Raw genomic sequence first — 24,438 nt, forward strand, 5'->3', positions numbered from 1 at the left:
GGCGCTGCCTGCCGCCTACTTCCCACAGTGATGATCGTTGATCTTGTTCAACGCATTCGCGTCGGGTCCGACGCGATGATAGGAGCACGCGCCGGCTGCTGTCGTGACCAACTGCTGATCGTAGTAGCGCGGGCCGCCGAACAGGATGTCGATGAGATCGCCTTCGGCGGGAACGTAGCGTTCGGAGTGGACCCGGCGGTCGTGATACCGGTCGCCAGCGAAAGCCGGGGCGCAAACGCTTGAGCCCATGGCGACAGCGAGAGCTAGGATCGCAACGCATTTCGTGGTCATCGCCAATACCCTCCTGGCCATTTCCGGAATCACACCATACATCCAAAACCGCCAGCCGGACAAAAGTTCCGGAGATGACCGCGATAGGCTCTTGCCGAAGCCAGCTGCCTCGCTCATCCATGGTGCGTGGAAATGTGGGACCCGTGATGACCGATGCCGGCTTTCATCTCGTCGAAGCGACGATCGACCAATTGCGCCGCGCGCTCGATGACGGCACCGTCACCAGCGTCGAACTGGTCGGGGCGTATCTCAGGCGCATCGCGCATTTCGACCGGCACGGCATCAGCCTCAATGCCGTCCCGTTGCTCAACCCTGGCATGTTCGAGGAGGCTGCCGCCTCCGACCAGCGCCGCCGCAACGGCACCGTGCTCGGGCCACTCGACGGCATCCCCTACACCGCCAAGGACAGCTACAAGGTATCAGGCCTGACGGTCGCCGCCGGCTCGCCGGCCTTCGAGCATCTCATTGCCAATGAGGACGCCTTCACCATCGCCCGGCTGCGGGCCGGCGGCGCGGTGCTGATCGGGCTGACCAACATGCCGCCGATGGCCAATGGCGGCATGCAGCGCGGCGTCTATGGCCGCGCCGAAAGTCCGTACAATGGCGACTATCTCACCGCCGCCTTCGCATCGGGCTCATCCAATGGCTCCGGCACAGCGACAGCGGCCAGCTTCTGCGCCTTCGGGCTTGGCGAGGAAACCTGGTCGTCCGGCCGCGCGCCGGCCACCAACAATGCGCTGGTCGCCTATACGCCGTCGCGCGGTGTCATTTCGGTGCGCGGCAACTGGCCGCTGGTCCCGACCATGGATGTCGTCGCGCCGCACACGCGCAGCGTCCCCGACATGCTCGAACTGCTCGACGTGATTGTCGCCGACGACCCCGAGACGCACGGCGATTTCTGGCGCGCGCAGCCCTGGGTCAAGCTGCCGAAAAGCTCCGACGTGCGGCCGCCGCGCTATACCGACCTCACACTGGCGGGGTCGTTGAAAGGCATGCGGCTTGGCGTGCCCAGAATGTATATCGGCCGCGACACCGAGGCCGACAAGCCGATCGAAACCCGCGCCTCGGTACTTGCCCTGTGGGAGCAGGCGGCGGCCGATCTGAGGCGGCTTGGCGCCGAGGTGATCGAGGTCGATTTTCCCGTCGTCTCCAACTATGAACGCGACCGTCCCGGCGCGCGCAGCATGGTCGAGCGCGGGCTGGTGCCCCCAGAGTTCGCCGAGCGCGAGCTCTGGGACCTCTGCATCTGGGGCTGGGACGACTTTTTGCGCGCCAATGCCGATCCGGCGCTTCCCGATCTCGTCTCGGTCGATGGCCCAAAGATCTTCCCGCAACCGCCCGGCACGCTGTCCGACCGATACGAAGGCGGCTTCGACCTGAGGGTATATGTCGAGCGGGCACGGTCCGGCGTCACGCCCCTCGTGGACATTCCAACGCTGGAAGAGGGACTGAAGGGACTGGAAGCGACAAGGCGGATCGATTTCGAGGACTGGCTGGACGCGCAAGGCATCGACGCCGTGGTGCTGCCCGCCGCTGCCGATGTCGGGCCGGCCGATGCAGACATCGACGAGGCGTCCGCCGCCTTTGCCTGGCGCAATGGCACCTGGGTCGCCAACGGCAATCTGGTCTGGCGCCATTTCGGCATCCCCACCGTCACCGTGCCGATGGGTACGATGGCCGATATCGGTATGCCGGTCGGCCTGACTTTCGCCGGCAAGGCCTATGACGACGAAAGGCTGCTGCGCATGGCCGGCGATTTCGAACGCTCCACGCAGCGCCGCACCCGCCCGCCGCGCACGCCAGAACTTGCCGCCGATGTGTTTTCAGGCCGCCCCGCCCGAGCCGACGACAGCAAGGCGTCAGCGTTCGCCATCACGCTTGCCGCCGAGACGCGGCCTTTCGGCGATCAGGACGAGATCGTCATCACGCTCGACCTGCCAAATGAGGTGTCTGGGACGGCCTGCCTCAAGGTACATGTCAACGGAGAGGCCGTCGCGCTGCAGCGAAGCGGTGCGCGCTTCAGCGGGCACGCGCTCATTCCGGCCGCCGAGCATCAGCGCTTCCACAGCGTCTGGCGTGGCTCCTACGGTTCGATCGTCACAGCGGTGGTGTGGCTGGAGGATGGGCGCAGCGCCGGCGCCTATCTGGTTACGGGCGGGATTGGGTGAGGTTGCGCAATTCGTGCCTTAAGCCTCCCCGAATTCGTCATCCTAGGGCGGAGCAAGGAGCGAAGCGACGCGGCGCAGACCCTAGGATCCATGCCAGGACTGTGACCGAAGAATGCATCGGTCCAGAGCAATTGAGGTCAACTTTTCTTTCCAGATGCAGCGATTGCGACTGAAAGTTCTCCACCGTCGCACCGCACGGAAGTCGCGGCATGGATCCTAGGGTCTTCGCCACGTCGCTTCGCGACTGCTACGCCCTAGGATGACGAAGCGTGGGGTTCGCAAAAGTGTCGTCAATCAACGATCGCCAACCTCTCGCAGTTCTGGCAGCGCCGTTCCCCTCGTCATCCACTTGCAAAGCGACTCTCGACATAGGCCAGGTCCCGCTGAATGACATCCCGCTTGTCTTGCGACAGACCGCCAAGCAGCTTTTCATCGAGATATCCTGCTCGAATAAGCTGCGCGAACACGAAGAGAAGCTGCGAATAGCGATAGTCGAACGTGCGATCGATTTCCCGTCGCTGTTCACGCAAATAGCCTTCGAGCTCCCACATCTCGGAGGGCTGCGTCACCGCACTCGCCTTGCTTTTGAAGTCGGCCATCGTCTTTGCGAGCGCCGCCTCAAGAGCGGTATCGAAGGCATGGCGCGCGAGCTTCTTTTCGGATCCGGACCACTCGAAATCACTCATTTGATATCTCCATGGATGCCCTGTGAATTCAACCCAGGTTTTCACGAAAACGTGCCTGCTGCTACCCCCGCGCCGCCCAAAGCAAACCCCGCTCCACCATCAGCGCCATTTCCGGCACCGCGAACTCATCCGCCGTGTGACCAAGGGAACTGTAGAAAACCTTCCCCGCCCCATAGCGCCGTTTCCAGACGACCGGCATGACGACGCCGCCTATCCCCGGAAAATGCGCGTCGGTGAAGGTGGTGGTCGCCAGCACCTCGTTGCTTGGGTCGACATGCATGTAATATTGCTCCGACCGGTAGGCGAAATCGCTGATACCTTTTGTGATCGGATCGTCCGGCCGGGTGATGGCGACGTGATAGTCGATGATGTTGCCGGGATGCGCGACCCATTGACCGCCGGTCATGAACTGATAGTCGGGCTCGTTGCGGAAACTGTCGCCCATCGTCCCGTGGAAACCGCCGAGTCCGCTCCCCCCGAGAACCGCATGCGTCAGGTTCTGCAGTTCGGTCTTCTCGATCGTCGACATGGTGATGACGGGCACGATGAGATCGAATGACGACAGCTCCGGATCGGCGAACATCGCCGTGCCCTCGCCCAACGTGACGTCGAAGCCGTTTCGCTCAAGCAAGGTGCGAACGATCTTCGCGCTCTGCTCCGGCGTATGGCCCTCCCAGCCGCCCCAGGCGATCAAGGCCTTCTTTGGCATGGTGTACCTCCCTTGGAGCACTCCGCTTCGATCGATCCGGCGTCAGCGCCAGCCCAGAGCCGGCGCGACATGGGTCAGGATCGCCTCGATGACATGCGCATTATAGTCGACGCCGAGCTGGTTCGGAACGGTGAGCAGCAGCGTGTCGGCCTCGGCGATCGCCTCGTCCTGCGCCAATTCCTTGATCAGCACATCCGGCTCAGCCGCATAGCTGCGCCCGAAGATCGCCTTGGTGTTCTCCTCGATGAAGCCGATCTGGTCGCGGCTTTCGTTGCCGCGGCCGAAATAGGCACGGTCGTGATCGTCGACCAGCGCGAAGATGCTGCGGCTGACCGAGACGCGCGGCTCGCGCTTGTGGCCGGCCGCCTTCCAGGCCTCGCGATAGATGCGGATCTGCTCGGCCTGCTGGATGTGGAACGGCTTGCCGCTCTCGTCGAATTTGAGCGTCGAGCTCTGCAGGTTCATGCCGAGCTTGGCCGCCCATTCCGACGTGGCGTTGGTAGCCGCACCCCACCAGATCCGCTCGCGCAAACCCTCCGAATGCGGCTCGAGGCGCAAGAGGCCGGGCGGATTGGGGAACATCGGCCGCGGATTGGGCTGGGCGAACCCCTCGCCCCGCAGCGTCTCGAGGAATACCTCGGCATGATGCCGCGCCATGTCGGCGTCGCTTTTGCCTTCCGGTGGCGCGTAGCCAAAATGGCGCCAGCCATCGATCACCTGCTCGGGCGAGCCACGGCTGATGCCAAGCTGCAGGCGGCCGCCGGCGATGATGTCGGCGGCACCGGCATCTTCCGCCATGTAGAGCGGATTCTCATAGCGCATGTCGATTACTGCAGTGCCAATCTCGATGCGGCTGGTCTTGGCGCCAACGGCGGCCAGCAGCGGGAACGGCGAAGCGAGTTGGCGGGCGAAATGATGCACGCGGAAATACGCCCCATCCGCGCCAAGCTGTTCGGCGGCGACGGCGAGGTCGATGGATTGCAAAAGCGCGTCCGATGCCGAGCGCACTTGCGATTGCGACGAGGGCGTCCAGTGCCCGAACGACAGGAAACCGATTTTCTTCATAGCCATGCGATATAAGGATGCGCGTCAGGCTTCAATGCCAAAGAGATTTTTCGACGCACCCGATCAAGGCTCATGCATCGCTGTTTTCGAAGGCGCCGATGCCTTGTGCGATAAGGTTGGTCGCCATGACCAATGAGACGATTGCCGCGGAATTGAAGACGACGACCCACCATTTGCCGCCGGTCAGGAAGCCGTAGCCGTCGGCGACGGCCAGTCCCCAGTCGGCCGATGGCGGCTGGATGCCGAGGCCGAGAAAGCTCAGCGTCGCGATCGAAAAGAACGCGTAGCCCAGCCTTGTGACCAGCTCGATCAAGATCGTTTCCCTGATGTTGGGCAGTATCTCCAGAAACATGATGGCGAGCGGGCCCTCGCCGCCAAGCCGCGCAGCGCTGACATAGTCGCGCTCCTTCTGCTCGCGCACGGCGGCGCGGACGGTGCGAGCCACCAGCGGCGCGTAGGCGATGCCGATCACCAGGATGACGGTCAGGTTCGACGGGCCGATCGCCACCAGCGTCATGGTGACGAGAACAATGAACGGAAACGCCATCAGCGTATCGAGCAGCCGCGCGCCGATGGCATCGACCAGGCCGTCGAAATAGCCGAGCACCAGACCGATGATGCTGCCGGCGGCAACGCCGGCCAGCGTCGCCAGCGGCGCAACCAGCAGGATATCGCGCGATCCGACGACTATGCGGGACAGCACGTCGCGGCCGAGATGATCGGTGCCGAACCAGTGCAGCGCATCGGGCGGCGTCAGCATCGCCAGAAAATCCTCGGCATAGGGATCGTAGGGAACGAAGAGGTTGCCGAACAGTGCGCAAACGACCCAGAACAGAAGCAGCAGCGATCCGACCACGACCGACGGGGCCAGTCCGGAGAAAACACTGCGGATCCTGCGCACTGCCGGAAAGCCGGCCACCGCGCGCCGTGGTGCGGGAAACTCCGCCAGATCCGTCATGGCGAGGTCCGGCGGCGTTGCCGCGGATCGAGCAGCGCCAGCACGAGGTCGCCGGCCGCCGCCGACAGCACGAAGATTGCCGCCATCACCAGCACGCCGGCCTCGAGCATCGGGAAATCGCGTGCCTTGGCCGCATTCAGAACCAGATTGCCAAGCCCCTGGATGCCGAACAGCGCCTCGATCACCACCAGCCCGCCAAGCATGTAGCCGGTCTGCGTCGCCAGCACCGCGATGGTCGGCGTCAGCGCGTTGCGCAGCACGTGCCGAAAGATGATCTCGCGCCGCTCCAGCCCTTTCAGGACGGCGGTGCGCGTATAGTCGGCGGCCATTGCCTCGATCACCCCTGCCCGCGTCATCCGGGCGATGTAGCCGGCAAGGTTCAGCACCAGCGGCAGCGCCGGCAGGATCAGATAATAGCCATGCGTCCAGAAGCCCGCGCCATCGGGCGCAACGCCGGAGATCGGGAACCAGTTCAGCCACAGGCCGAAGAGGATAAGGAGCATCAGCCCGGAAACGAAATCAGGCACGATGCCGAAGGAAACGCCCGCCATCACGATCAGCCGGTCGATCAGGCGGCCGGCATTGAGACCCGCGATGACGCCGGCCCCTACACCAAGCGGCACGAGAAAAATCAGAATAATGCCGGCAAGGGCAGCAGAGCGCTTGAGGCTTTCGAGCACGAACGGCGCCACCGGCCCGCGCATAGACAACGAGGTGCCGAAGTCACCGGTCACGGCCTTGCTGAACCATAGCCAGTACTGGACGAGAATCGGCTGGTCGGCGCCGAGCCGCTTGTTCAGTTCCGCCACCGCCTGCGCGTCGGCAAACGGACCGAGCATCACGCGGCCGACATCGCCGGGCAGGACCTGCCCGGCGAAGAACACCAGGATGCTGACCAGCCACAGCGTGAGGACAAGTGTGCCCACACGCGTTGACAAAGTGCGGCCCGTCAGCATGTCTCGATCATGCCTGGACGAAGGAAACGCGGTCGAGCAGCAGATGCGAGATCGCCGTGAAGCGCACGCCCTCGACCTTGGAGCTGACGATTCGGCTGTATTGCGAGAAGTAGCTGATGATCGCCGGCGTTTCGTCGAGCAGCAAGGTCTGGATCTTGCCGGCAACGAGGCGCTGTGCCTGCAGATCACGCGCCTTCGAGTAATCGAGCAGCAGCGCATCATAGGCCGGGTTGTTGAAATGCGCCGCGTTCCAGGCTCCCGAACTCTTCAGCGTGGCGTTGAGGAAGATGTCGGGAGTGCCGCGATGGCCGTAGTCGGTGATGCCGAGCACCGAATCCAGCCATGGTGAGCTGCCGAAGGTCGCCGAGCCGTAATAGGCGTCCTGCGGCAGGACATTGAGCTTGATGTCGATGCCGGCCTTCCTGGCGAAGTTCTGGATGATCACCGCATAGTCGGGAATGTCATAGGCGCGTTCGGTGGTCAGCGTCACCTCGAAGCCGTTGGGCACGCCCGCCTCGCCAAGCAGGCGCTTGGCCTCGGCAATGTCTTGCTTGCGCTGCGGCACCGATGGATCGGCCGATGGGAAGATCGGCGCGAACGGGGTGTCGTTGCCGACGATGGCGCGGCCCTTCAGCAGGCCCTTGACGATCGCCTCGCGATCGAGCGTGAGCGCCAGCGCGCGGCGGACCCGCTTGTCGGTGAACGGAGCCTGGTCGGTTCTGAGATGCACCTGGTCATGCGAGCTTGCCTGCACGCTGAGCAGCTTGAAGTTGGGATTGCCTTCGATCGCGAGTTCCAGGCGCGTCGTGCTCGGGATGACGTCGAGCTGGCCGGCCTGCAGCGCCAGCACCTGCGCCTGCTCGTCGTCGAAAAACTTGATCTCGACCCGGTCGGGCAGCGCCTTGTCGCCCCAGTAGTCCTCATTGCGCACGAAGCTGGCGCCTTGCTTGGGACGGAAGGATTCCAGCTTGAACGGACCCGTGCCGTTGAAATTCTTCTCGAAATCGCCGGCATAGTCGGCCGGCAGGATCACGGCATTGTAGACGTCTGAGGAGACATAGAAGGGGAAGTTGCTGTTTGGGCCGTCGAGATCGAAGGCGACGGTTTCGTCGTCGACCAGCTTGGCGCCGCCCTTGGACAGGATGCCCTTGTAGGCCGACAGGGCCGACGAGCCGCTGGCCGGATCGACCAGCCGCTCGAAGCTCGCCACAACATCCCTAGCGGTGACCGCGCGACCATCGTGGAATTTCACCCCTGGCCGCAATTTGAAGGTCCAGCGACTGGCCGTCTCGTTTGCCTCCCAGGACAGAGCGAGCTTCGGCTGCAGACCATCCTTCGGATCGTCGAGGATCAGATACTCGCCGACCTGGCTGATCACCCCGATGCTGGCCGGATCGGTCACCGAAACCGGATCGATCGCCTTGGTCGGCTGGCCGAGCCCGACGCGAACCGTGCCGCCGGCAGCAGTCGCGGCGCGTGCGCCTCCAAGCCCCTGCGAGGCGGCAAAGCCGGTCAGGCCGAGCAGTGCGGCGTATTTCAGGAGATCGCGGCGCTTGAGAAAGCCGCCCTGATATTCGTCGACGGCGACATTCCAGATGTCCCCCGACAGGTTGCGAACTGCGTCGATATCTCTGCGTTTGGTCATGTTAAACCCCTGCTCTGAAATGAAGATTGAAAAGCTATGCGACGGGTTCGCCGTCGAGATGGATGCGGTCGACGGCCTGCGGATAGAAGGCGATGAGCCCTTTGATCTTCGGCATTTCCTCTATCGGATCCCGGTAGCTCCAGGCGATGTCCGGGCGCACCGTTCCGTCGCTCAGCAGGCCGGACCAGTAGGAGGCGATGCCCTTGTAAGGACATCGCGTCGTTGTGACGGACGCCGTCAGCCGCTCCAGCCGGATGTCTTCCGCCGGCAGATAGAAACGCGTCGGCAGATGCGTCTCGAACAGCAGAACCGGACGGTGGCTGTCGGCGATTGGCTCGCCGTCGAACCAGATTTGCACATGGCTGGAGCTCTGCAGCACATCGATGCGCGCATACGGGTCTCGAGCGTGGACGAAGACTTCTTCATCCTCCTCGAACCACTGGTCGACGGCCTTCCAGGTGAAGGCGATGCGGCCAGCCAGCGGCGACAGGTTTTCATCCGGCGGCGAAACGAACGCCCAGGCCGCGTTGGCGCTGCGCCTGTCACCGGTATCAATATCCCAATAGGCTGTCTCGCCACCGACCGGATGCGGTTCGCGATGCAATGAGGGTCTCAGCACCGACGGGTCGACCGCTGACGGCGGGAAGAAATAGATCGGCAGGAAATGGTTGGAGCGCAACACCAGCACGTTGCGGCTGTCGGCGATGGTGCGGCCGCCGAATTTGACACGCACGCGCTTGGGGCTGTGCAGGACATTGACGAGCTGCGGCGCGGTGGCTTCGCGGGGCTGCAATCTTGGTGCAACGGTCATGATCGTTCTCCCGGCCTGACGTCAGGACACCGCGCGCGCATTGTCGCGCTGTTCGGCGAAGCGATTGGCTGGTCGCGCCAGGCCGAAGCGGTCGCGCAACGTTCCCGGCGCGTATTCGAGGGGGAATACGCCGCGCCGCTGCAGCTCCGGAACCACCTGTTCGGCGAAATTCACCCAGTCCTCGGGCAGCAGCGGGAACATCAGGTTGAAGCCATCGGCGGCACCCGAAACGAACCAGTCCTGCAATTGGTCGGCGATCTGTACCGGCGTGCCGGCGACGGTCGGCACCGAACCGCTGTTGGCAAGCTTGCGGGCGATCTCGCGCAGGCTGAGATTCTGCTTCGCCCACTGCTTGACCCGGTTGAGCGACGTGCGTCCGCCATTGAACGTGCTCTCGTCCGGCAGAGGCGGCAATGGCCCGTCCGGCGGGAACAGCGACAGGTCCAACCCGCTCCAGCTGGACAGAAGGTCGATGCCGACCTGATCGGGAAGCAAGGTCTGCAGATATTCCTGCTTTTCCCGGCCTTCCGCCTCGGAGGCGGCGACAACAGGCAGGATGCCGGGCAGGATCTTGAAGCTCTTTGGCCGCCTGCCGTGGCGGGCCAGCCGCTCGTTGATATCCTGACGGTATTTGATGCCATCCTCCTTGGTGCTGTAGATGGCGAAGTGCGCATCGGCCTGGGCGGTGGCGAAGTTCTTGCCGTCTTCGGAGGATCCGGCCTGGACGATCAGCGGATGACCTTGCGGCGGCCGCGAGACGTTGAGCGGCCCGCGCACCTTGAAATGCTTGCCCTTATGGTCGATGGGGTGGACCTTGTCGGGATCGGCGAAATAGCCCGACGCCTTGTCGATCAGCAGCGCCTCGTCTTCCCAACTGTCCCACAGCGCTTTGACGATATCGAGGAATTCGGCCGCGCGCTCATAGCGGAATGCATGTTCGATATTGCCGTCGCGGCCGAAATTGCGCGCCTCCTCGTCCATAGCCGAGGTGACGACGTTCCAAGACGCCCTGCCCTTGCTGATATGGTCGAGCGACGCGAACATGCGCGCCACATTGTAGGGCTCGCTGTAGGAGCTCGACGCCGTGGTGATCAGGCCGATATGCTTGGTCACGCCGGCTAGCGCCGACAACAGCGTCAGCGGTTCGAGGCGGGCATTGGCATAGTGGGCAACGCCGCTCTTGACCGAATCCCAGATCGACACGTGGTCGGCGACGAAGATGGTGTCGATCCTGGCGCGCTCGGCCGCCTGCACGAGATCGCGGTAGAACTCGAAGTCCAGCACTTCCCGGCCCGGTGCCCGCGGATGGCGCCACGACATTCGATGATCGCCCTGCGGGTTGAAGAAGAATGCGCTGAGGATCATGTGGTCTCGAGCCATGCCGGCCTCCTTCCAGATCTGCTCCGGAGACCGTCGCGCTGCTTCGGCAGGCGGCGACAATCTCTGCTGATCCGAGAAAGGTAGATTGCGCTCCGGCTTAATCCGAGTAATTTTATAGAGATAATGCGTTGCGAAAGCGGAAGCGATTGCCCTCGATCGCAGCCCGCGAAGAAAGTGGTTTCAAGTCCCCATGTCCTCCTCGGTTCTGAACGTCGACCAGCTGTCCATCGCCTATGACGGGCACAAGGGATCGCATCCCGCCGTCAGCGGCGTGTCGCTGCATATAGGCGAAGGCGAAGCGCTCGGCCTGGTCGGCGAGTCGGGATCTGGGAAAAGCTCGGTGGCGCTCGCCATCCTGCGCTATCTGCCGAAGAATGCCCGCATGGCGGTGTCAGCGCTCGAATTCCAGGGCCGGGAAATCCGCGACCTCTCCGCCGAGCAGCTGCGCCAGCTCCGGGGAAATCACATCGCCGCCGTCTACCAGCATCCGGGCGCGGCCCTCAATCCGAGCATGACGATCGGCCGGCAGATCACCGAAACGATCATGCGGCACCGCCCGGTTCGCCCCGACGAGGCGCGCGAGCGTGCCGCGGAACTGCTCGGACGGGTCCGCGTCAGCCATCCGGAGCGTGTGCTGGATCTCTATCCGCACGAATTGTCCGGTGGCATGCAGCAGCGCGCCAACATCGCCATTGCGATTGCGCTCGATCCGTCGCTGCTGGTGCTGGACGAGCCAACGACGGCGCTCGATGCCAGCGTCCAGTCCGAGATCATCGCCATCCTGCATGACCTTCGCAAGGATCACAAAACCAGCATCCTGCTGATCAGCCACGACATCCATATGATCCGCCGCTCCTGCGACCGTGTGGCGGTAATGCAGGAGGGCACGGTGGTCGAGAGCGGCGCCGTCGGCGATGTATTCGACAACCCCTCTCATGCCTACACAAAGGCGCTCATCGCCTCGATCCCGGCGCTCAACTACACCAAGCGGGACGGAAGACTGGCGGAGACGGACGGCATGCCAGCGCACCCCACAGCCCAAGGCGAAGACGCCGGCTTGCCAAAAGAACGCCGGATCGCGATCGCCTGCAAAGGCATCAGTCATGCCTTCGGCAGCCAGCCAGTGCTGCACGGCATCGATCTCGACATCGGCCAAGGCGAAACCTTCGGGCTGATCGGCGAGTCCGGTTCCGGCAAGTCGACCCTGGCACGCATCGTCACCGGCCTGCAGACGCCCAGCGCCGGATCGGTCGAGCTGTTCGGCAGAACGGTCGCGCCGCGCGTCGAGAAGAGAAACCTTGCCGAACGCCGCGACGTGCAGATGGTCTTCCAGTCGCCGGATCGCACGCTCAACCCGCGCCAGCGGATCGGCAGGATCCTTGGCCGCCCGTTGCGGCGGCTCGCCGGGCTGCGCGGCAGTGAGGTGAGAGCGCGCGTCAGCGACCTGCTGCAATCGGTCCGCCTCGCCGGCGCCACGGCCGAGCAGAAATCGCGGTCGCTTTCCGGCGGACAACGGCAACGGGCGGCGATCGCGCGCGCCTTCGCCGGCGTGCCGAAGGTCGTCGTGCTCGACGAACCCACCTCCGCACTCGACGTCTCGGTCCAGGCGACAGTGCTCAACCTGCTCAACGACCTGCAGCGCGACAAGGACACCACCTATCTGTTCATCAGCCACGACCTCAGGGTGGTGCGCTACATGGCCGACAGAATTGGCGTGCTCTATCGCGGCCGCTTGGTCGAGACAGGCTCATCCGACCAGATCTTTCGCGGCCCGAACCACCCCTACACCGCACTGCTTCTGGCGGCATCTTCCGATGAGGCCGCGCCAAAGCTTTCCGCTTCGGTCGAGACAGAGGCCACCGGCATCCCGAACACGGGATGCTCCTTCGCCGACCGCTGCCCGCTGGTCCTGCCCGACTGCAGAAAGGCAGAGTCGCCCGCTAACGAGGTCGCGCACGGCCACCGGATCGCCTGCTGGCGGCACAGCCAGGGTTTTTGAGCGGCTCAACAGCAGCCCGAAGGCCCGCGGCAGCTCGGTTTTAGCGGCAGGCGCGATGCGATGCCGGGATTGTCGCAGCATTGGAATCCAGCTTGCAAAAGCCATCTTTTGAGGCCAGCCTAGACGGATGATGGCACGCCGGTCGCCAAAACATATTCTTGTCATGCTGCTCGCGGTATTCCTGACCGCCGGGTTCAGCCTGTCTGCCGCTCAGGCGAGCGTCATGTCGGCGAAGATGATGATGACGACTGGCAGCGGCATGCCTGCCGGCACCGGCATGGCCAGGATGGCCGACACCGCCATGAATGGCGATTGTAGCGCGTGCCTCAAGGGCGCCGCCGACAGTGGCAAATCGATGCATTGTCCGCCGACCTGCGTCGCACCGGTGCTCGCGGTGTTGCCGCTCGAGTTCGCGGCGATGACTTTGACCCGGGCATCGCTGCCGTCGGCACTGCCGACCCCGTTCCTTCATGGGCGAAGTTCCTTGCCCGACCCATTCCCTCCCAAATCCACCGATCTCGTCTGACGCAGTTTCAGCCGCCTCGCGGCTGACTTCTGGCGTTTGATTACCGCTGGCGCTTTGCGCCGGCGAGCACACGGCAACTCGACGTCGAGAGGCTCGCCGTCGATCGAGATCGCAAAGGGCTTGAGAGTGAGTATCGATTTCAGTCATTCCATTTCACGCCGCAGGTTTGTCCTCGCGGCGGCGGGCGTTGCGGCGGCCACTGTAGTGCGCCCCGTATCGTCGATGGCATCCGCCGTCGATGAGCGCCGCATAAGGATGGCGCCGGGCCAGGCCATGTTCACCGGCGCTAGCGGTCCGCTTACGCCTGTCTGGACCTATGATGGGACGGTCCCAGGCCCGGTGCTGCGCTTACGCCAAGGCCAGCCCGCCCGTATCGTCGTCGAGAACGGATTGAACGAGGACACGACAGTCCACTGGCATGGCATCCGCCTGCAAAACGCCATGGACGGCGTGCCCGGCCTGACACAGCCGCCGATCAAGCCGGGGACAGATTGCGTCTATGAATTCACGCCGCCCGACGCCGGCACCTTCTGGTACCATCCGCATGCCAACAGCCTCGTGCAGCTCGGCCGCGGGCTGGCCGGCGTCCTCGTTGTCGAGGAGACCGAACCTGTTGCCGTCGACCGCGACCTCCTGTGGTTGCTGCAGGACTGGCGGCTTGCCGACGACGGGCAGATGGCCCTCGGCTTCGGCAGCGCGATGGACGCGGCGATGTCCGGCCGCGTCGGCAACGTCGTCACCATCAACGGCACGGCGCCGGCCGACCAGAGCGCAAGGGCGGGCGAACGCGTCAGGCTGCGGCTGGCCAATGCCTCGCTCGCCCGCATCATGGCGTTGCGCTTCGAAGGCCACCGCCCGGTCGTCGTGGCGATCGACGGCCAGCCCTGTGATCCGCACGAACCGGATGACGGCCGTCTTGTTCTGGCACCCGCCATGCGCATCGATGTCATGATCGACACGCAGGGCGACCCGGGCAAGCGTTACGCGGTGATCGACGACTTCTATGACGGTCTCGCCTATACGCTGACCACGCTTGCCTATGACAGCGCATCGCCGCTTCGGACCCATCCTCTCGACACGCCGCTTGGCCTGCCGCGCAACCCGTTGCAGCAACCCGATCTCGCAAGCGCCGAACGTCAGGAGATCGTCCTGCAGGGCGGCATGATGGGTGGCGGCAAGCTCGCCGGCGTCGGCGGCATGATGGGCATGGCGACACCCGGCATGAAGGGTGGCGCGGCCTGGGCGATCAACGGCATGTCGATGACCGGTGACGGCCACGCCGGCATGGCGCCGCAGTTCACCTTGCCGCGCGGCGCAACCTGTCATCTCACCATGCGCAACGAAACCGCCTGGTGGCACCCGATGCACATCCACGGCTTCAGCATGCTGGTGCTTGCGCGCAACGGTTCGCCGGTGACGCACCGGCAATGGCAGGACACGGTGCTGCTCGCCCCCAAGGACACGATCGAATGCGCTTTCGTCGCCGACAATCCAGGCGACTGGATGCTGCACTGCCATGTCGCCGACCACCAGATGGCCGGCCTCATGACGGTGTTTCGAGTGACCTGATTTTCTCGTCAAACAACGTCAAGACAACAAGGAGAACTGCGATGAAACTGACTTACTCCCTCGCCGCCTTAGCGGTCGCGATCGCCATGCCGCTGCCAGCTGTCGCGGCGACCATCAACGCGGTGATGTACAAGAACCCGCAATGCAGCTGCTGCGAATCCTATGCCAACTATCTGGAACACAACGGCTTCAAGGTCGACATCAAGCCGGTCAACAACCTGTCCCAGATCAGCAGCGATGCCGGCGTGCCGGCCGACCTCGAAGGCTGCCACACGCTGATGGTCGACGGCTATGTCGTCGATGGCTTGGTGCCGGTCGATATCGTCAAGAAACTGCTGACGGAGCGGCCCGCCATCACCGGCATCACGCTAGCCGGCATGCCGACCGGCGCTCCCGGCATGGGTGGCGAGAAGGCCGGCCCGTTCATCGTCTACGCCTTCACCAAGGACGGCAAGGCGCCCACCGTCTACGCGACGGACTGAAAGGCAACCGCGATGTCTGCCGATATGTCGGATTGCCCTGCCCGAACCTGGCTCGCCATGATGTTCCGGTCCTTCGCACGGCCTCGTGTCCTGCTTTTGCGCCATTTCGCATACAAGGACATGAGTTTGTGCTAATATACAATGGCCATGCACCTTCGTGCGTGACCAACCAATGGGAGGATGCAATGAAAACCATAAATCGCAGGTCTGCAATTGCTCTCGGTGTGACGGCCGCCGCGATTACGCCTCTGTTCACCCTGGCGGCATCCGCGAAGGTCAAGAAATACGGCCCGAAGGAAGGCAAGGAGATTGCGCCCGGTGTAAGGGTGGTGGAGGTCGGCACCGGCGACTCCGACATCGCCGCTTACAAGAGCATCGCGATCGTCGATGTGGTGTTTCAGCCCGGAGCGCACGCTTCCGCGATGATGATGGACAACGACATGGTATGCACCATCACTTCAGGCGCGTTCACCATCAAGAAGGCAGACAAGGAATTCAAGCTCAAGACGGGTGACATGTACACCTGCGCCAAGGGCAAGACCGACGAGGCGACGAATACAAGCAAAGAGGTCGGCGTGCATCGTATCGCCGTCCTGATACCTGCGTAGCAGTTGGAGTTCCGGCCGGACAGGCGGCTTGCATGCTGTCCGGCCGTCGTTTGCGTATCGCCGGGTGCTAGCCTCGTCCGGCATGATTGGGCCTACCACAAGCGCCTACGCCATTTCGGGGCGTTTTGAACCCTCGCGGATGGCCTTGTGCACGCCGCGCTGCAGATCCATGAATGCAGGGCTTTCCATCACCTCTTCGCGGCGCGGGCGCTCGATATCGACGTTGAAGGTCTGGGTGATGCGGCCCGGGCCGATGCCCATGACGACGATGCGGTCCGACAGATAGACGGCCTCCTCCACATCATGGGTGACAAACAGGACGGTCAACCTGTGTTCCTCCCAGATCTGGGTGAGCAGTTCCTGCATCTGGTGCCGGGTCAAGGCATCGAGCGCGCCGAAGGGCTCGTCCATCAACAGCATCTTGGGCCGGTAGGAAAGCGCGCGCGCAATGGCGACGCGCTGTTTCATGCCGCCCGAGAGTTCGGCCGGGTAGCGGTCGGCGCTGTCGGACAGCTTGACGAGTTCGAGATGCTCCAGCGCGATCCTGCGGCAGGTCGGGCGATCGTAGCCGGCGGCCTTGAGGGCAAACTCGATGTTCTGCCGCGCCGTCAGCCAGGGAAGCAGCGTGTAGGACTGGAAGACGACGCCACGGTCGAGACCCGGCTGCAGGATCGGCGCGCCGTCGATGCTGAGATCGCCCGCGTCGAAGTCCTGCAGTCCGGCAACGATCGACAGCAGCGTGCTCTTGCCGCAGCCCGACGTACCGACCAGGGACACAAACTCGTTGTCGGCAAGATCGAGGTTGATATCGCGCAGCACTTCCGTGCGCCGTTCGCCCGTGCCGAAGCTCTTGCGGAGGCCGGCGATCCGCAATTTGGGGAAACTCATCGGCTGGACCTCATTGCGAGCGGCCCTCTTGCTTGAACAGCACCTTCTCCAGCGCCTTCATCACCTGGTCGGTGATGAGGCCAAGCAGGCCAAGCAGCAGGATGTAGCCGATGATCGTGTTGGTCTGGAAATAGCGCTGCGACACGGTGATGCGATAGCCGAGCCCCGAAGTCGCGGCGACAAGTTCGGCCAGCACCAGCCAGGTCCATGCCCAGCCCAGGCTGATGCGCAGCGTATCCCAGATACCCGGCAAGGCGCTGGGGACGACGATGCGCGTCAGGATCTTGCGATCCGGCAGGCCGAGTGTGCGCCCAAGGCCGATGAAATCGGTGGGAACCCGTTTGACGTTGTCCATGATCATAAGGACCTGCTGGAAGAAGGTGCCGATGAAGATGATCAGGAACTTCTGCGAATCTCCGGTGCCGGCCCAAAGAATGGAGAGCGGCACGAAAGCGACGACCGGCATGTAGCGGATGAAATCAACCAGCGGCTCGATGGCCGCTTCCCAAGAACGGAAACTGCCAATCAGAACGCCGATCGGTATCGACAGTACCGAGGCGATGAGGAAGCCGATGGAGATGCGATACATCGAGGCTTTGAGGTCCAGCCACAACGTGCCGTCGGCAGCGAGCTTGGCGATCTGCGTCGCGACGCTGCCCGGCGAAGGCAGGAAGATCGGCTTTACCAACCCCAGTCCGGTCGCCGCCCACCAGGCAAGGCCCAGCCCAACGAACACGGCCACCGCGATGATCAGAAAGCGCGACCTGGCGATGGGCACGCCGATCCCGGAGGATCGGCGGCGCCTCGCCTGTTTCGCGATCGGTCCTGGCGCCGGTCGCTCCCCGGGCATCTGTGTCACCACCGCGATCCGGCCTTGATCATTCCGCCGCCTTGACGAAGGACGGGTCGATCATCTGCTCCGGCGTCACATCGGCCTGCAGCAGCTTGGCGTTCTTGGCGGCGGCTTCGACATCGGCGAAGGTCTTGGTGGTGAAGTCGCCGGTGAGCGCCGTCTTGTTTTCGGCCAGCGAGTAGTAGCGCACGCCGTCAAAGGCGGTGTTGAGGTCCTTGACGTCCGAACCGACAGCCTTGGCGATGATGGCGCGGCCGCCGGGCGTATCAGCATTGTAGTCCTTGAGCGCTGCGTCCCAGCTCTTGATCATGGCCAGCACCTGGCCGGGCCGCGACTTGATCACCTCGTCACGCACCACCAGCACGTCGCTGATCAGGCCGGGATCCTCGCCGGCGGTGAACAGAAGCTTGAGGTCCTTGTTCTGCGCCATGGCGACGGTGAGGTACGGTTCATAAGTCACCGCGACCGGCACCTGACCGGCGATCAAGGCGCTGCCGGCATCGGACGCCGGCATCGGGACCGGCTTCACATCGTCGATCGACATGCCGTTCCTGGCGAGCGCGTATTTGAGCAGGATGTCGCTCGTCGTGCCTTCCTCGAAGGCGACCTGCTTGCCCTTAAGGTCCGCGATGGAGGTGACGTCCTTGCCGGCGATGATGGCGTCGGCGGTCATGGAGACGTCGAGCAGCAGCACGATCTTCACCGGCAGGCCGGCCGCGACCATGCCCATCGCCGTGTGGGTGGCGATGTTGGCGGCGTCGAGCTGGCCGCTTGCAAGTGCTGCATTGATGTCCTTGTCCTCGGCGAAGTTGACGATCTGGACGTCGCCCAGCCCGTTTGTCTTGAACAGGCCCTTGGCCTCGGCGACATGCCACTGGCCATAGCCGAGCCAGGGCTCGATGCCGATCTTGAACGCTCCTGCCTCGGGCGTGGTGGGAATGGCCGCATCGGCCGCGTAGGCTGCCGGGGCGGCGGCGAGTCCGACGGCGGCGGCCATCACGAGCGCGCGAAACTGTCCTGTTAGGTTACGCATCATCTTTGTTCCCCTTGATGATCAGACCGCTTTTTCTAACTGAGGTAGCCGGCCTGGTGAGACTGCGGGTTTCTGCTCTTGCGGCACTGTGCCTCGGCGTCTTACCTGCCACTTCATGGTGAAGTGCGAGGATATTTCAGCGTCAGCGGGAGCGGATGTCAAGGCTAAAATACATACATGCATATACAAGTTGGAAAGACTCAATTTTCACGCTTTTTCCGGATCGATCCGGTCGAGGAAACCTGTCACCCGATCGGCCCCGGCAACGGGCTCGCTGCCGACCATGACCGCGACTGAGAAGGCAATGAGGGAGGAGACCGGCGTGTGGCTGCGCGCGCCAGCCCGCAGGTTCATGACCAGCGTCGGCGACAGGAAAAGACCGGCTCGCAGCACCGCGCGCCAATCGGCCGGCAGCATGCCGCGCCGTTTGAGCTCCAGCAGCAATGGCCGCCACAGCGCTGTCGCCTTGACCTCCAGCAGGTCGCGGCGGACGAGGCTCAGGTCCCAGTCCGTGTCGACATGGAGCGGATTTCCGTCCAGCCGCGCCTGCGCGCGAAAAGCCTCTGTCGCGGTCGCCGGATCATAGAGCCAGAACGGGTGGGCGAAGATGTTGTGAAACGTCGCCTTCACCTCGGCCAGCAGCGTCGGGATATGCGAGCCGGCAAAGGCAGGATCGAAGAAGGACAGCTCCGCCCTCCCCGCCTTCGCCGTGTACCAGACGTTGGCGTTGTGGGCGTCGCCATGCGCGACCACGCCGCCGGCATCGGCAAGGCGGTCCGGCCGTAAGCGCACAGCCGCGGCATCGAAAAGCTCACCGATGCTGTCGGTGTACTGCTGGTCGTTGATGACGAATTTCAGCCGGGAAAACCGGTCCCAATCCAGCTCGGCACCGGGAAAGACGAACGGCTTGCCGACATAGAAATCGGCCAGCCTTCCGCCTGGTGACAAGCGTGTCTCGGCATCGATCAGCCGCTCATGAAACAGCCTGTGGATCGGCTCCGCCGCCACGTCCTCGACAGTGACGGGATGCAGCGTCTCGAGATAGACCTTGAGCAGCCTGGCCGACAGGTCGCGCTCGGCAAGAACGGCTTCTTGCCGCTTGCAGGCATCGTCCTGCCCATCCAGCGCGAACAGCACATCCGAAAATCTTGGATCCGTGCGGCGGCGATAGACAAGGATCTGCTCGCCTGGTTGGGCAGACATATGCACGGGTTGGTCGACCGGCAGGCCTGCGCGCGACAGAATCTCGGCGCGGTAATACTCGCCCGTCATCGCCTCTTCCCGCTCCTCCTGATGGAACTTGAAGAAGTAGGCCTTGCCATCATCCTCGAAGAAGCCGTTCAACGAATTGAGGCTGTACTTGTCGAAGTTGATGCGCACATTGCGGGGGGTCATCGCGAACAGGTCGCCCAGCAATGCCGCCAGCGCGCTTTGTGCTTCGGCAACATCATGCTGCGCGAGTGCCCGGATCCGCGCCGTGCGACTCTGTGTCTGCGTCATCTGTTGTCCTTCTTGGCCCGTTCATTCGAGAGCGAAAGCGTTCTCGTCAGCACATGTATATACATTGACAACGAAACCGCTCCCGACTTGCATTCATCCTGCTTCCGTTAGCTGCTTTTTGAAGGGGAATAGCGGCTGCCGAGCGAGTAGCGGCTGCCGGCATAAGTCAGCTTGCTGATCGTGGCCACCACCGCGCCTGTCCATGTCCGGCGGTGCAGGAAGAGGCAGCAGGCGCCGACATCGATGCCCAGATGCCGCGCCGTCTCGCCATCGGCCGGGATGGCGGAAATGATATGCTCGACCTCGGTCACCGGGGTTTTCTGCATGAGGTAGTCATAGGTCGCCGTCTTCGAAAAATCCTGCTTGTCATAGTCGGGGATGAGGCTCGGATTGACGAAGCGCTCTTCGAGTTGCACCGGCAAATCATTCTCGAAATTGACGACGACAGAATGATAGATCGGGACGCGCTTTGCGAACTCGAACGACAGCGCCAGCTCCTTTGTCGGCATGATGGTTTCGAGGACGAGGACTTCGGATCGATGCCTGTTGCCGCGCTCGACGATCTCGGCTGCGATGTTGTTGATCTCGATCAGCGTCGATTGCGGCCGCGGTGGCGCGATGAAAGTTCCCACACCTTGCAGACGGATCAGGAACCCGGCCGAGGTCAACTCTCTGAGCGCCCGGTGAACCGTCATCCGCGACACGCCGAGTGAAGCCACCAACTCATTCTCGGACGGCAGCTTGCGATCCTTGCCCCACCGGCCCGTTCCGATGTTGGCCAGGATGTAGTCCTTCACCTTCTCGTAGAGAGGGCTGGCCGTGTCGGGCAAAGTGATCATTTCAAAAGTCCTTTCCGGCGATTCATCGGAAATCACGACTGCTCGACAGGTTGCCGCATGCGGATGATTGTTTTCAAGCCGTCGCTGTGTCCCGCCAACAGCCGCTCATAGGCAGCCGGAATGTCATCCAGGCCGATCTCCTGGTCGATCAGCGCCAACAGCGGTTCGCTGAGTTCACCTAGCATCCGCACGGCCTCGGGCAGCTCATCGGCAAAGGCGTGGCATCCCAGCAACCCGATTTCGCGTTCGACCAGCGTATTGGGATCAATGTCGAGGCGGCCGTGAAAGATGCCCACCATGGCGATCGTGCCGCCGGGATCGAGAACGCCGAGCAACTGATTGAGCGCCGCAATGCTGCCGGTCGCCTCAATGGCCGCGAGCAGCGGCGCATTGGCAGTCGCAGCGGCAACGGCATCCCGGTTCAGATCGACGATCGTGGCACCCGCCACCCGCGCCACCCGGGCGCAGCGGCTCTGGTTGCGGTCGGCGACGAGCACGGTGCCGGCGAAGGTCCGCGACAGCAGCAGCGCGGCAAGACCACCGATCGGCCCGCAGCCGACCACCAGCACCGCGCCTGCCGTTTTCGGCAGCCGCCGCACCGCATGCAGCGCCACCGCCAGCGGTTCGGCCATCGCCGCAACCCGCTCGTCGAGCGCGGCATCGATGATATGCAAAAGCCGTGCGGGCAGCACCGCCTGTTCGGCAAATCCGCCGTCGCAGATTTCTCCCACGAAGCCCAGCGACGCGCAGAGATGCCGCCTGCCGGCATGACATTGCGCGCAGTCTCCGCACCAGAACCGGGAATCGGCAACCACCCTGTCACCGACGGCGACGCTATCGACGCCTGCGCCGATGGCGGTCACCGTGCCGGTGAGTTCATGGCCGGCCGTCGAAGGCGACCGGCTTATCCACTGTCCCGTGCGGAAATTATGCAGGTCCGAACCGCAGATGCCGGCGGCATCGACCCTGAGCTTCACCCAGCCCGCATCCGGCGCGCCTGGCGGAGCGATGTCCTCGACACGCAGGTCACCAGGTCGATAAAGTCGAGCAGCCCTCATCGCGATCGTTTCCGCTCAGCCGGCGAGATAGCGGTCGCGGATTTCCGAGACCGCGTTCTCGTGCGAACTGAAGCCCTCATAGCGGGCAAGCCTGCGGGCATGCAGAGCGAGTTCCGGATAGGCCGCCGAGGTGACATAGCCGACCGACGAGCGCTTGACGAAATCCGTCACCGAAAGCGGGCCGTAGGTCCGCGCCCACCGGCTGGTCGGCAGCACTGCATTGGGTCCAAGGACGAAGTTGGCAAGGGTCACCGGCGTATGCGGTCCCATGAGGATTTCGGCCGCCTCGGTGATGCGTCCGAGATGGGCGAACGGCTCCGTCGACAGGATCTCGAGATGTTCGGGCGCATAGTCGTTGATGAAGCGGTAGCTGTCTTCCAGCGATGCGGTCAGCACGATGCCGCCGCGCTTGCCGGTCAACACCGCGCGCGAAAACTCCACACGCTGCTCGGTCATCCGCGACCAATGCTCGGGAAGTGCGGCGAGTGCTGCTTCTGCAACCTTGCGGCTGTGCGTCACCAGATAGGCCGAGGAATCTGGCCCGTGCTCGGCTTCGATCAACAGGTCGAGCGCGGCAAGCCCGCCGTCGACGCTGTCATCGGCAAAGATGATCGCTTCCGACGGGCCGGCCGGAAGACCTGTGTTGATGACCGACGACAGCACGCTCTTGGCCGCCACGACCCACGGGCTGCCGGGACCGACGATCTTGAGCGCGGGCTTCACCGTCTCGGTGCCGTAAGCGACGGCGGCAACTGCCTGGGCGCCGCCGCATTTGTAGACCGTGCCCACGCCGGCGAGACGCGCGGCGACGAGCGTTGCCGCGTCCACCGACCCATCCGATGTCGGCGGCGTCACGATGGCGATCTGCGGCACGCCGGCAATCACCGCCGGCACCGACGTCATCATCGTCACTGACGGGAAAGCGCCCTTGCCGCGCGGCACGTAGAGCGCAACGGAAGCGATCGGCGTGTACCTGTCCCCGGCATAGGCGCCCGGCCGGACTTCCTTGAGCCACATCGTTTCCGGCTTCTGCTCCTCATGGAAATGCCTGATGTTGTCGATGCCGAACTGGATGCTCTCGACGACGTCCCTTTCCACCTTGTCGAACGCCGCATCGAACTCGGCTTCCGACACCTGCAGTTCGCCCTCGGCGACATTGGCCTTGTCGAGTTCCCTGGCGAAGCGGATCAAGGCGGCGTCGCCTTCGTCCTTGACGGCCTGGATGATCGGCCGGACCTTCTCAACGAAGACCGTCAGATCGGCCTCGGCGCGCTTCAGCAGACTGGCGCGCTGGTCGGCATCGATGGATGACAGATCGTGGAAGCTGATGTCGGACATGATTGCTCGTCTCCTGGAACTCTTGGAACGCAATGACGGTTGGCCCGTGGATGGCCATAGTTCTGCGGGTCGACAAGCCGACCGGGGCAAGGATCAAAGCCGTCGAGAGGCTTCACTCAGGCAAAAGTATATACATGTATGTATGATGGTCGCCAGCAATTTTTCCATCATCCTTCCCGTCGAAACTGCGGAGGCAAACCTGCCTCATCAGATCGAGGCGAGAAAGCCGCCATCGACCGGAATGGACTGGCCGGTTATGTAGGCAGCCGCATCCGAAGCGAGGAACACGGCGATGCCGTGCAAGTCGTGGAGATCACCGAAACGCCGCTGCGGGATCTTGGCCAGCATGGAGTGCTGCCATGCCTCGTCGCTGTAAAAAACGTCGGTCATCGCCGTCCTGAAATAGCCCGGCGCGATGGCGTTGACCCTTATGCCAAGCTCCGCCCACTCCGCCGCAAGGGCGCGGGTCATGCCGAGCAGGCCCGACTTCGACGAGCCATACGGCACCGCGGTGGGGATTCCGACTTCGGATGTCAGCGAGCACAGATTGATGATGGCACCAGAGCGTCCGGCGTCGCGCATCTGCCGCGCGGCGGCCTGGGCGCAGAAGAACGCTCCCTTGAGATTCGTGTCGACGATCCTGTCCCACAGCGCCTCGTCGACATCGAGCGAGGGCCGCACCTCCTCCACGCCGGCATTGTTGACGAGAATGTCGAGACCGCCAAGCAGGCTGGCAGCCTCTGCGGTTGCTGCCCGGCAGCGGCCGACATCGGTGACGTCGAGAGCGATGGCGTGCGCCACTCCGCCGGCGGCGCGGATGGCTGCCGTGGTGGCCTCCAGCGAGGCCAGGCTGCGCGCCGTGACCGCGACGTCTGCGCCGGCAGCACTCAGCGCCTCGGCGATGCTGCGCCCGATGCCCCGGCTTGCACCGGTGACAAGCGCCTTCCTGCCGGAGAGATCGAAGAGAGAAGCGTTGCGCATGTGATCCTCCTGATCGGTGTCGGTTTCCGCTTCAGCGTCGAGACTATCAGATCAAGTTACATATACAAGCATATACAAACTATTTCGACTACGGT

General features: G+C 63.5%; 23 protein-coding genes. 6 read left to right on the forward strand and 17 right to left on the reverse strand.

Annotated elements, in window-relative coordinates:
* Positions 1-15: 15 nt before the first annotated feature.
* Positions 16-291, reverse strand: coding sequence for a hypothetical protein (locus tag NKJ37_RS08310; RefSeq protein WP_023809374.1), 276 nt, complete (start codon positions 289-291; stop codon positions 16-18).
* A 146-nt stretch (positions 292-437) separates the two neighbouring features.
* Here NKJ37_RS08310 and NKJ37_RS08315 point away from each other — a divergent pair, with 146 nt between their 5' ends.
* Positions 438-2,459: an amidase gene (locus NKJ37_RS08315; RefSeq protein WP_352610937.1), complete on the forward strand. Its 2,022-nt coding sequence runs from the start codon at positions 438-440 to the stop codon at positions 2,457-2,459.
* Between the two features lie 341 nt (positions 2,460-2,800).
* On the opposite strand, the gene frp is transcribed toward NKJ37_RS08315, so the two are convergent.
* The 8 genes from frp to NKJ37_RS08355 all read right to left on the reverse strand — a co-directional run bounded on the left by frp (position 2,801) and on the right by NKJ37_RS08355 (position 10,669).
* Positions 2,801-3,145 (reverse strand): fluorescence recovery protein, encoded by a 345-nt coding sequence (gene frp / locus NKJ37_RS08320; RefSeq protein WP_023809376.1) that lies wholly within the window; start codon positions 3,143-3,145, stop codon positions 2,801-2,803.
* 61 nt (positions 3,146-3,206) lie between these two features.
* On the reverse strand, positions 3,207-3,854 hold the full coding sequence (locus tag NKJ37_RS08325) for a ThuA domain-containing protein (protein WP_023809377.1): 648 nt from the start codon (positions 3,852-3,854) through the stop codon (positions 3,207-3,209).
* 42 nt (positions 3,855-3,896) lie between these two features.
* Positions 3,897-4,919, reverse strand: a complete 1,023-nt coding sequence (locus NKJ37_RS08330) for an LLM class flavin-dependent oxidoreductase (protein WP_023809378.1) — start codon at positions 4,917-4,919, stop codon at positions 3,897-3,899.
* Between the two features lie 70 nt (positions 4,920-4,989).
* The gene (locus tag NKJ37_RS08335) at positions 4,990-5,877 is read right to left on the reverse strand and encodes an ABC transporter permease (protein WP_023809379.1); all 888 of its coding nucleotides are present in this window, start codon (positions 5,875-5,877) and stop codon (positions 4,990-4,992) included.
* Positions 5,874-6,833: an ABC transporter permease gene (locus NKJ37_RS08340; protein WP_023809380.1), complete on the reverse strand. Its 960-nt coding sequence runs from the start codon at positions 6,831-6,833 to the stop codon at positions 5,874-5,876. The genes NKJ37_RS08335 and NKJ37_RS08340 overlap by 4 nt, the downstream gene beginning before the upstream one ends.
* Before the next feature lie 7 nt (positions 6,834-6,840).
* On the reverse strand, positions 6,841-8,478 hold the full coding sequence (locus NKJ37_RS08345; RefSeq protein WP_023809381.1) for an ABC transporter substrate-binding protein: 1,638 nt from the start codon (positions 8,476-8,478) through the stop codon (positions 6,841-6,843).
* Positions 8,479-8,512: 34 nt separating this feature from the next.
* Complete coding sequence (locus tag NKJ37_RS08350) at positions 8,513-9,289, reverse strand: DUF427 domain-containing protein (protein ID WP_023809382.1); 777 nt, start codon at positions 9,287-9,289, stop codon at positions 8,513-8,515.
* A gap of 21 nt (positions 9,290-9,310) precedes the next feature.
* Positions 9,311-10,669, reverse strand: coding sequence for an LLM class flavin-dependent oxidoreductase (locus NKJ37_RS08355; RefSeq protein WP_352773608.1), 1,359 nt, complete (start codon positions 10,667-10,669; stop codon positions 9,311-9,313).
* Between the two features lie 190 nt (positions 10,670-10,859).
* Between NKJ37_RS08355 and NKJ37_RS08360 the strand changes: the two genes are divergently transcribed.
* From NKJ37_RS08360 to NKJ37_RS08380, 5 genes are all read left to right on the forward strand, one after another.
* Positions 10,860-12,668 (forward strand): dipeptide ABC transporter ATP-binding protein, encoded by a 1,809-nt coding sequence (locus NKJ37_RS08360; protein WP_352773611.1) that lies wholly within the window; start codon positions 10,860-10,862, stop codon positions 12,666-12,668.
* A gap of 223 nt (positions 12,669-12,891) precedes the next feature.
* Positions 12,892-13,194, forward strand: a complete 303-nt coding sequence (locus NKJ37_RS08365) for a hypothetical protein (RefSeq protein WP_352773614.1) — start codon at positions 12,892-12,894, stop codon at positions 13,192-13,194.
* A 222-nt stretch (positions 13,195-13,416) separates the two neighbouring features.
* Entirely contained in the window at positions 13,417-14,763 is a 1,347-nt protein-coding gene (locus tag NKJ37_RS08370; RefSeq protein ID WP_245273082.1) for a multicopper oxidase family protein, read from the forward strand.
* 41 nt (positions 14,764-14,804) lie between these two features.
* On the forward strand, positions 14,805-15,245 hold the full coding sequence (locus NKJ37_RS08375; RefSeq protein WP_023809387.1) for a DUF411 domain-containing protein: 441 nt from the start codon (positions 14,805-14,807) through the stop codon (positions 15,243-15,245).
* Positions 15,246-15,430: 185 nt separating this feature from the next.
* Entirely contained in the window at positions 15,431-15,853 is a 423-nt protein-coding gene (locus NKJ37_RS08380; protein WP_023809388.1) for a hypothetical protein, read from the forward strand.
* A 105-nt stretch (positions 15,854-15,958) separates the two neighbouring features.
* Here NKJ37_RS08380 and NKJ37_RS08385 read toward each other — a convergent pair whose 3' ends face one another.
* The 8 genes from NKJ37_RS08385 to NKJ37_RS08420 form a co-directional block, all read right to left on the reverse strand.
* A complete protein-coding gene (locus NKJ37_RS08385) occupies positions 15,959-16,741 on the reverse strand; it encodes an ABC transporter ATP-binding protein (RefSeq protein WP_023809389.1) in 783 nt (260 codons plus the stop codon).
* Positions 16,742-16,751: 10 nt separating this feature from the next.
* A complete protein-coding gene (locus NKJ37_RS08390) occupies positions 16,752-17,519 on the reverse strand; it encodes an ABC transporter permease (protein ID WP_031212557.1) in 768 nt (255 codons plus the stop codon).
* Between the two features lie 100 nt (positions 17,520-17,619).
* On the reverse strand, positions 17,620-18,627 hold the full coding sequence (locus NKJ37_RS08395; RefSeq protein WP_128303952.1) for an ABC transporter substrate-binding protein: 1,008 nt from the start codon (positions 18,625-18,627) through the stop codon (positions 17,620-17,622).
* 207 nt (positions 18,628-18,834) lie between these two features.
* Positions 18,835-20,127 carry a hypothetical protein gene (locus NKJ37_RS08400; RefSeq protein WP_352773619.1) on the reverse strand — a complete coding sequence of 431 codons (1,293 nt, stop codon included), beginning with the start codon at positions 20,125-20,127 and terminating at the stop codon, positions 18,835-18,837.
* Positions 20,128-20,234: 107 nt separating this feature from the next.
* Entirely contained in the window at positions 20,235-20,966 is a 732-nt protein-coding gene (gene hutC / locus NKJ37_RS08405) for a histidine utilization transcriptional repressor HutC (RefSeq protein ID WP_352610854.1), read from the reverse strand.
* Between the two features lie 32 nt (positions 20,967-20,998).
* A complete protein-coding gene (locus NKJ37_RS08410; protein WP_128303934.1) occupies positions 20,999-22,024 on the reverse strand; it encodes a zinc-dependent alcohol dehydrogenase in 1,026 nt (341 codons plus the stop codon).
* A 15-nt stretch (positions 22,025-22,039) separates the two neighbouring features.
* Entirely contained in the window at positions 22,040-23,362 is a 1,323-nt protein-coding gene (hisD, locus tag NKJ37_RS08415) for a histidinol dehydrogenase (RefSeq protein WP_128303933.1), read from the reverse strand.
* A gap of 207 nt (positions 23,363-23,569) precedes the next feature.
* Entirely contained in the window at positions 23,570-24,343 is a 774-nt protein-coding gene (locus tag NKJ37_RS08420) for an SDR family NAD(P)-dependent oxidoreductase (RefSeq protein ID WP_128303932.1), read from the reverse strand.
* Between the last annotated feature and the right edge of the window lie 95 nt (positions 24,344-24,438).

Source organism: Mesorhizobium sp. M0140 (genome assembly GCF_040322475.1).
Lineage (GTDB): Bacteria > Pseudomonadota > Alphaproteobacteria > Rhizobiales > Rhizobiaceae > Mesorhizobium.

Coding starts and splice junctions, on each gene's coding strand:
- NKJ37_RS08400 (WP_352773619.1), bottom strand. CDS start 20,127: ATGACGCAGACACAGAGTCGCACGGCGCGGATCCGGGCACTCGCGCAG.
- NKJ37_RS08325 (WP_023809377.1), bottom strand. CDS start 3,854: ATGCCAAAGAAGGCCTTGATCGCCTGGGGCGGCTGGGAGGGCCATACG.
- hutC (WP_352610854.1), bottom strand. CDS start 20,966: ATGATCACTTTGCCCGACACGGCCAGCCCTCTCTACGAGAAGGTGAAG.
- NKJ37_RS08330 (WP_023809378.1), bottom strand. CDS start 4,919: ATGAAGAAAATCGGTTTCCTGTCGTTCGGGCACTGGACGCCCTCGTCG.
- NKJ37_RS08350 (WP_023809382.1), bottom strand. CDS start 9,289: ATGACCGTTGCACCAAGATTGCAGCCCCGCGAAGCCACCGCGCCGCAG.
- NKJ37_RS08375 (WP_023809387.1), top strand. CDS start 14,805: ATGAAACTGACTTACTCCCTCGCCGCCTTAGCGGTCGCGATCGCCATG.
- NKJ37_RS08420 (WP_128303932.1), bottom strand. CDS start 24,343: ATGCGCAACGCTTCTCTCTTCGATCTCTCCGGCAGGAAGGCGCTTGTC.
- hisD (WP_128303933.1), bottom strand. CDS start 23,362: ATGTCCGACATCAGCTTCCACGATCTGTCATCCATCGATGCCGACCAG.
- NKJ37_RS08355 (WP_352773608.1), bottom strand. CDS start 10,669: ATGGCTCGAGACCACATGATCCTCAGCGCATTCTTCTTCAACCCGCAG.
- NKJ37_RS08310 (WP_023809374.1), bottom strand. CDS start 291: ATGACCACGAAATGCGTTGCGATCCTAGCTCTCGCTGTCGCCATGGGC.
- NKJ37_RS08335 (WP_023809379.1), bottom strand. CDS start 5,877: ATGACGGATCTGGCGGAGTTTCCCGCACCACGGCGCGCGGTGGCCGGC.
- NKJ37_RS08315 (WP_352610937.1), top strand. CDS start 438: ATGACCGATGCCGGCTTTCATCTCGTCGAAGCGACGATCGACCAATTG.
- NKJ37_RS08340 (WP_023809380.1), bottom strand. CDS start 6,833: ATGCTGACGGGCCGCACTTTGTCAACGCGTGTGGGCACACTTGTCCTC.
- NKJ37_RS08370 (WP_245273082.1), top strand. CDS start 13,417: ATGGCATCCGCCGTCGATGAGCGCCGCATAAGGATGGCGCCGGGCCAG.
- NKJ37_RS08385 (WP_023809389.1), bottom strand. CDS start 16,741: ATGAGTTTCCCCAAATTGCGGATCGCCGGCCTCCGCAAGAGCTTCGGC.
- NKJ37_RS08365 (WP_352773614.1), top strand. CDS start 12,892: ATGTCGGCGAAGATGATGATGACGACTGGCAGCGGCATGCCTGCCGGC.
- NKJ37_RS08360 (WP_352773611.1), top strand. CDS start 10,860: ATGTCCTCCTCGGTTCTGAACGTCGACCAGCTGTCCATCGCCTATGAC.
- NKJ37_RS08345 (WP_023809381.1), bottom strand. CDS start 8,478: ATGACCAAACGCAGAGATATCGACGCAGTTCGCAACCTGTCGGGGGAC.
- frp (WP_023809376.1), bottom strand. CDS start 3,145: ATGAGTGATTTCGAGTGGTCCGGATCCGAAAAGAAGCTCGCGCGCCAT.
- NKJ37_RS08395 (WP_128303952.1), bottom strand. CDS start 18,627: ATGCGTAACCTAACAGGACAGTTTCGCGCGCTCGTGATGGCCGCCGCC.
- NKJ37_RS08410 (WP_128303934.1), bottom strand. CDS start 22,024: ATGAGGGCTGCTCGACTTTATCGACCTGGTGACCTGCGTGTCGAGGAC.
- NKJ37_RS08380 (WP_023809388.1), top strand. CDS start 15,431: ATGAAAACCATAAATCGCAGGTCTGCAATTGCTCTCGGTGTGACGGCC.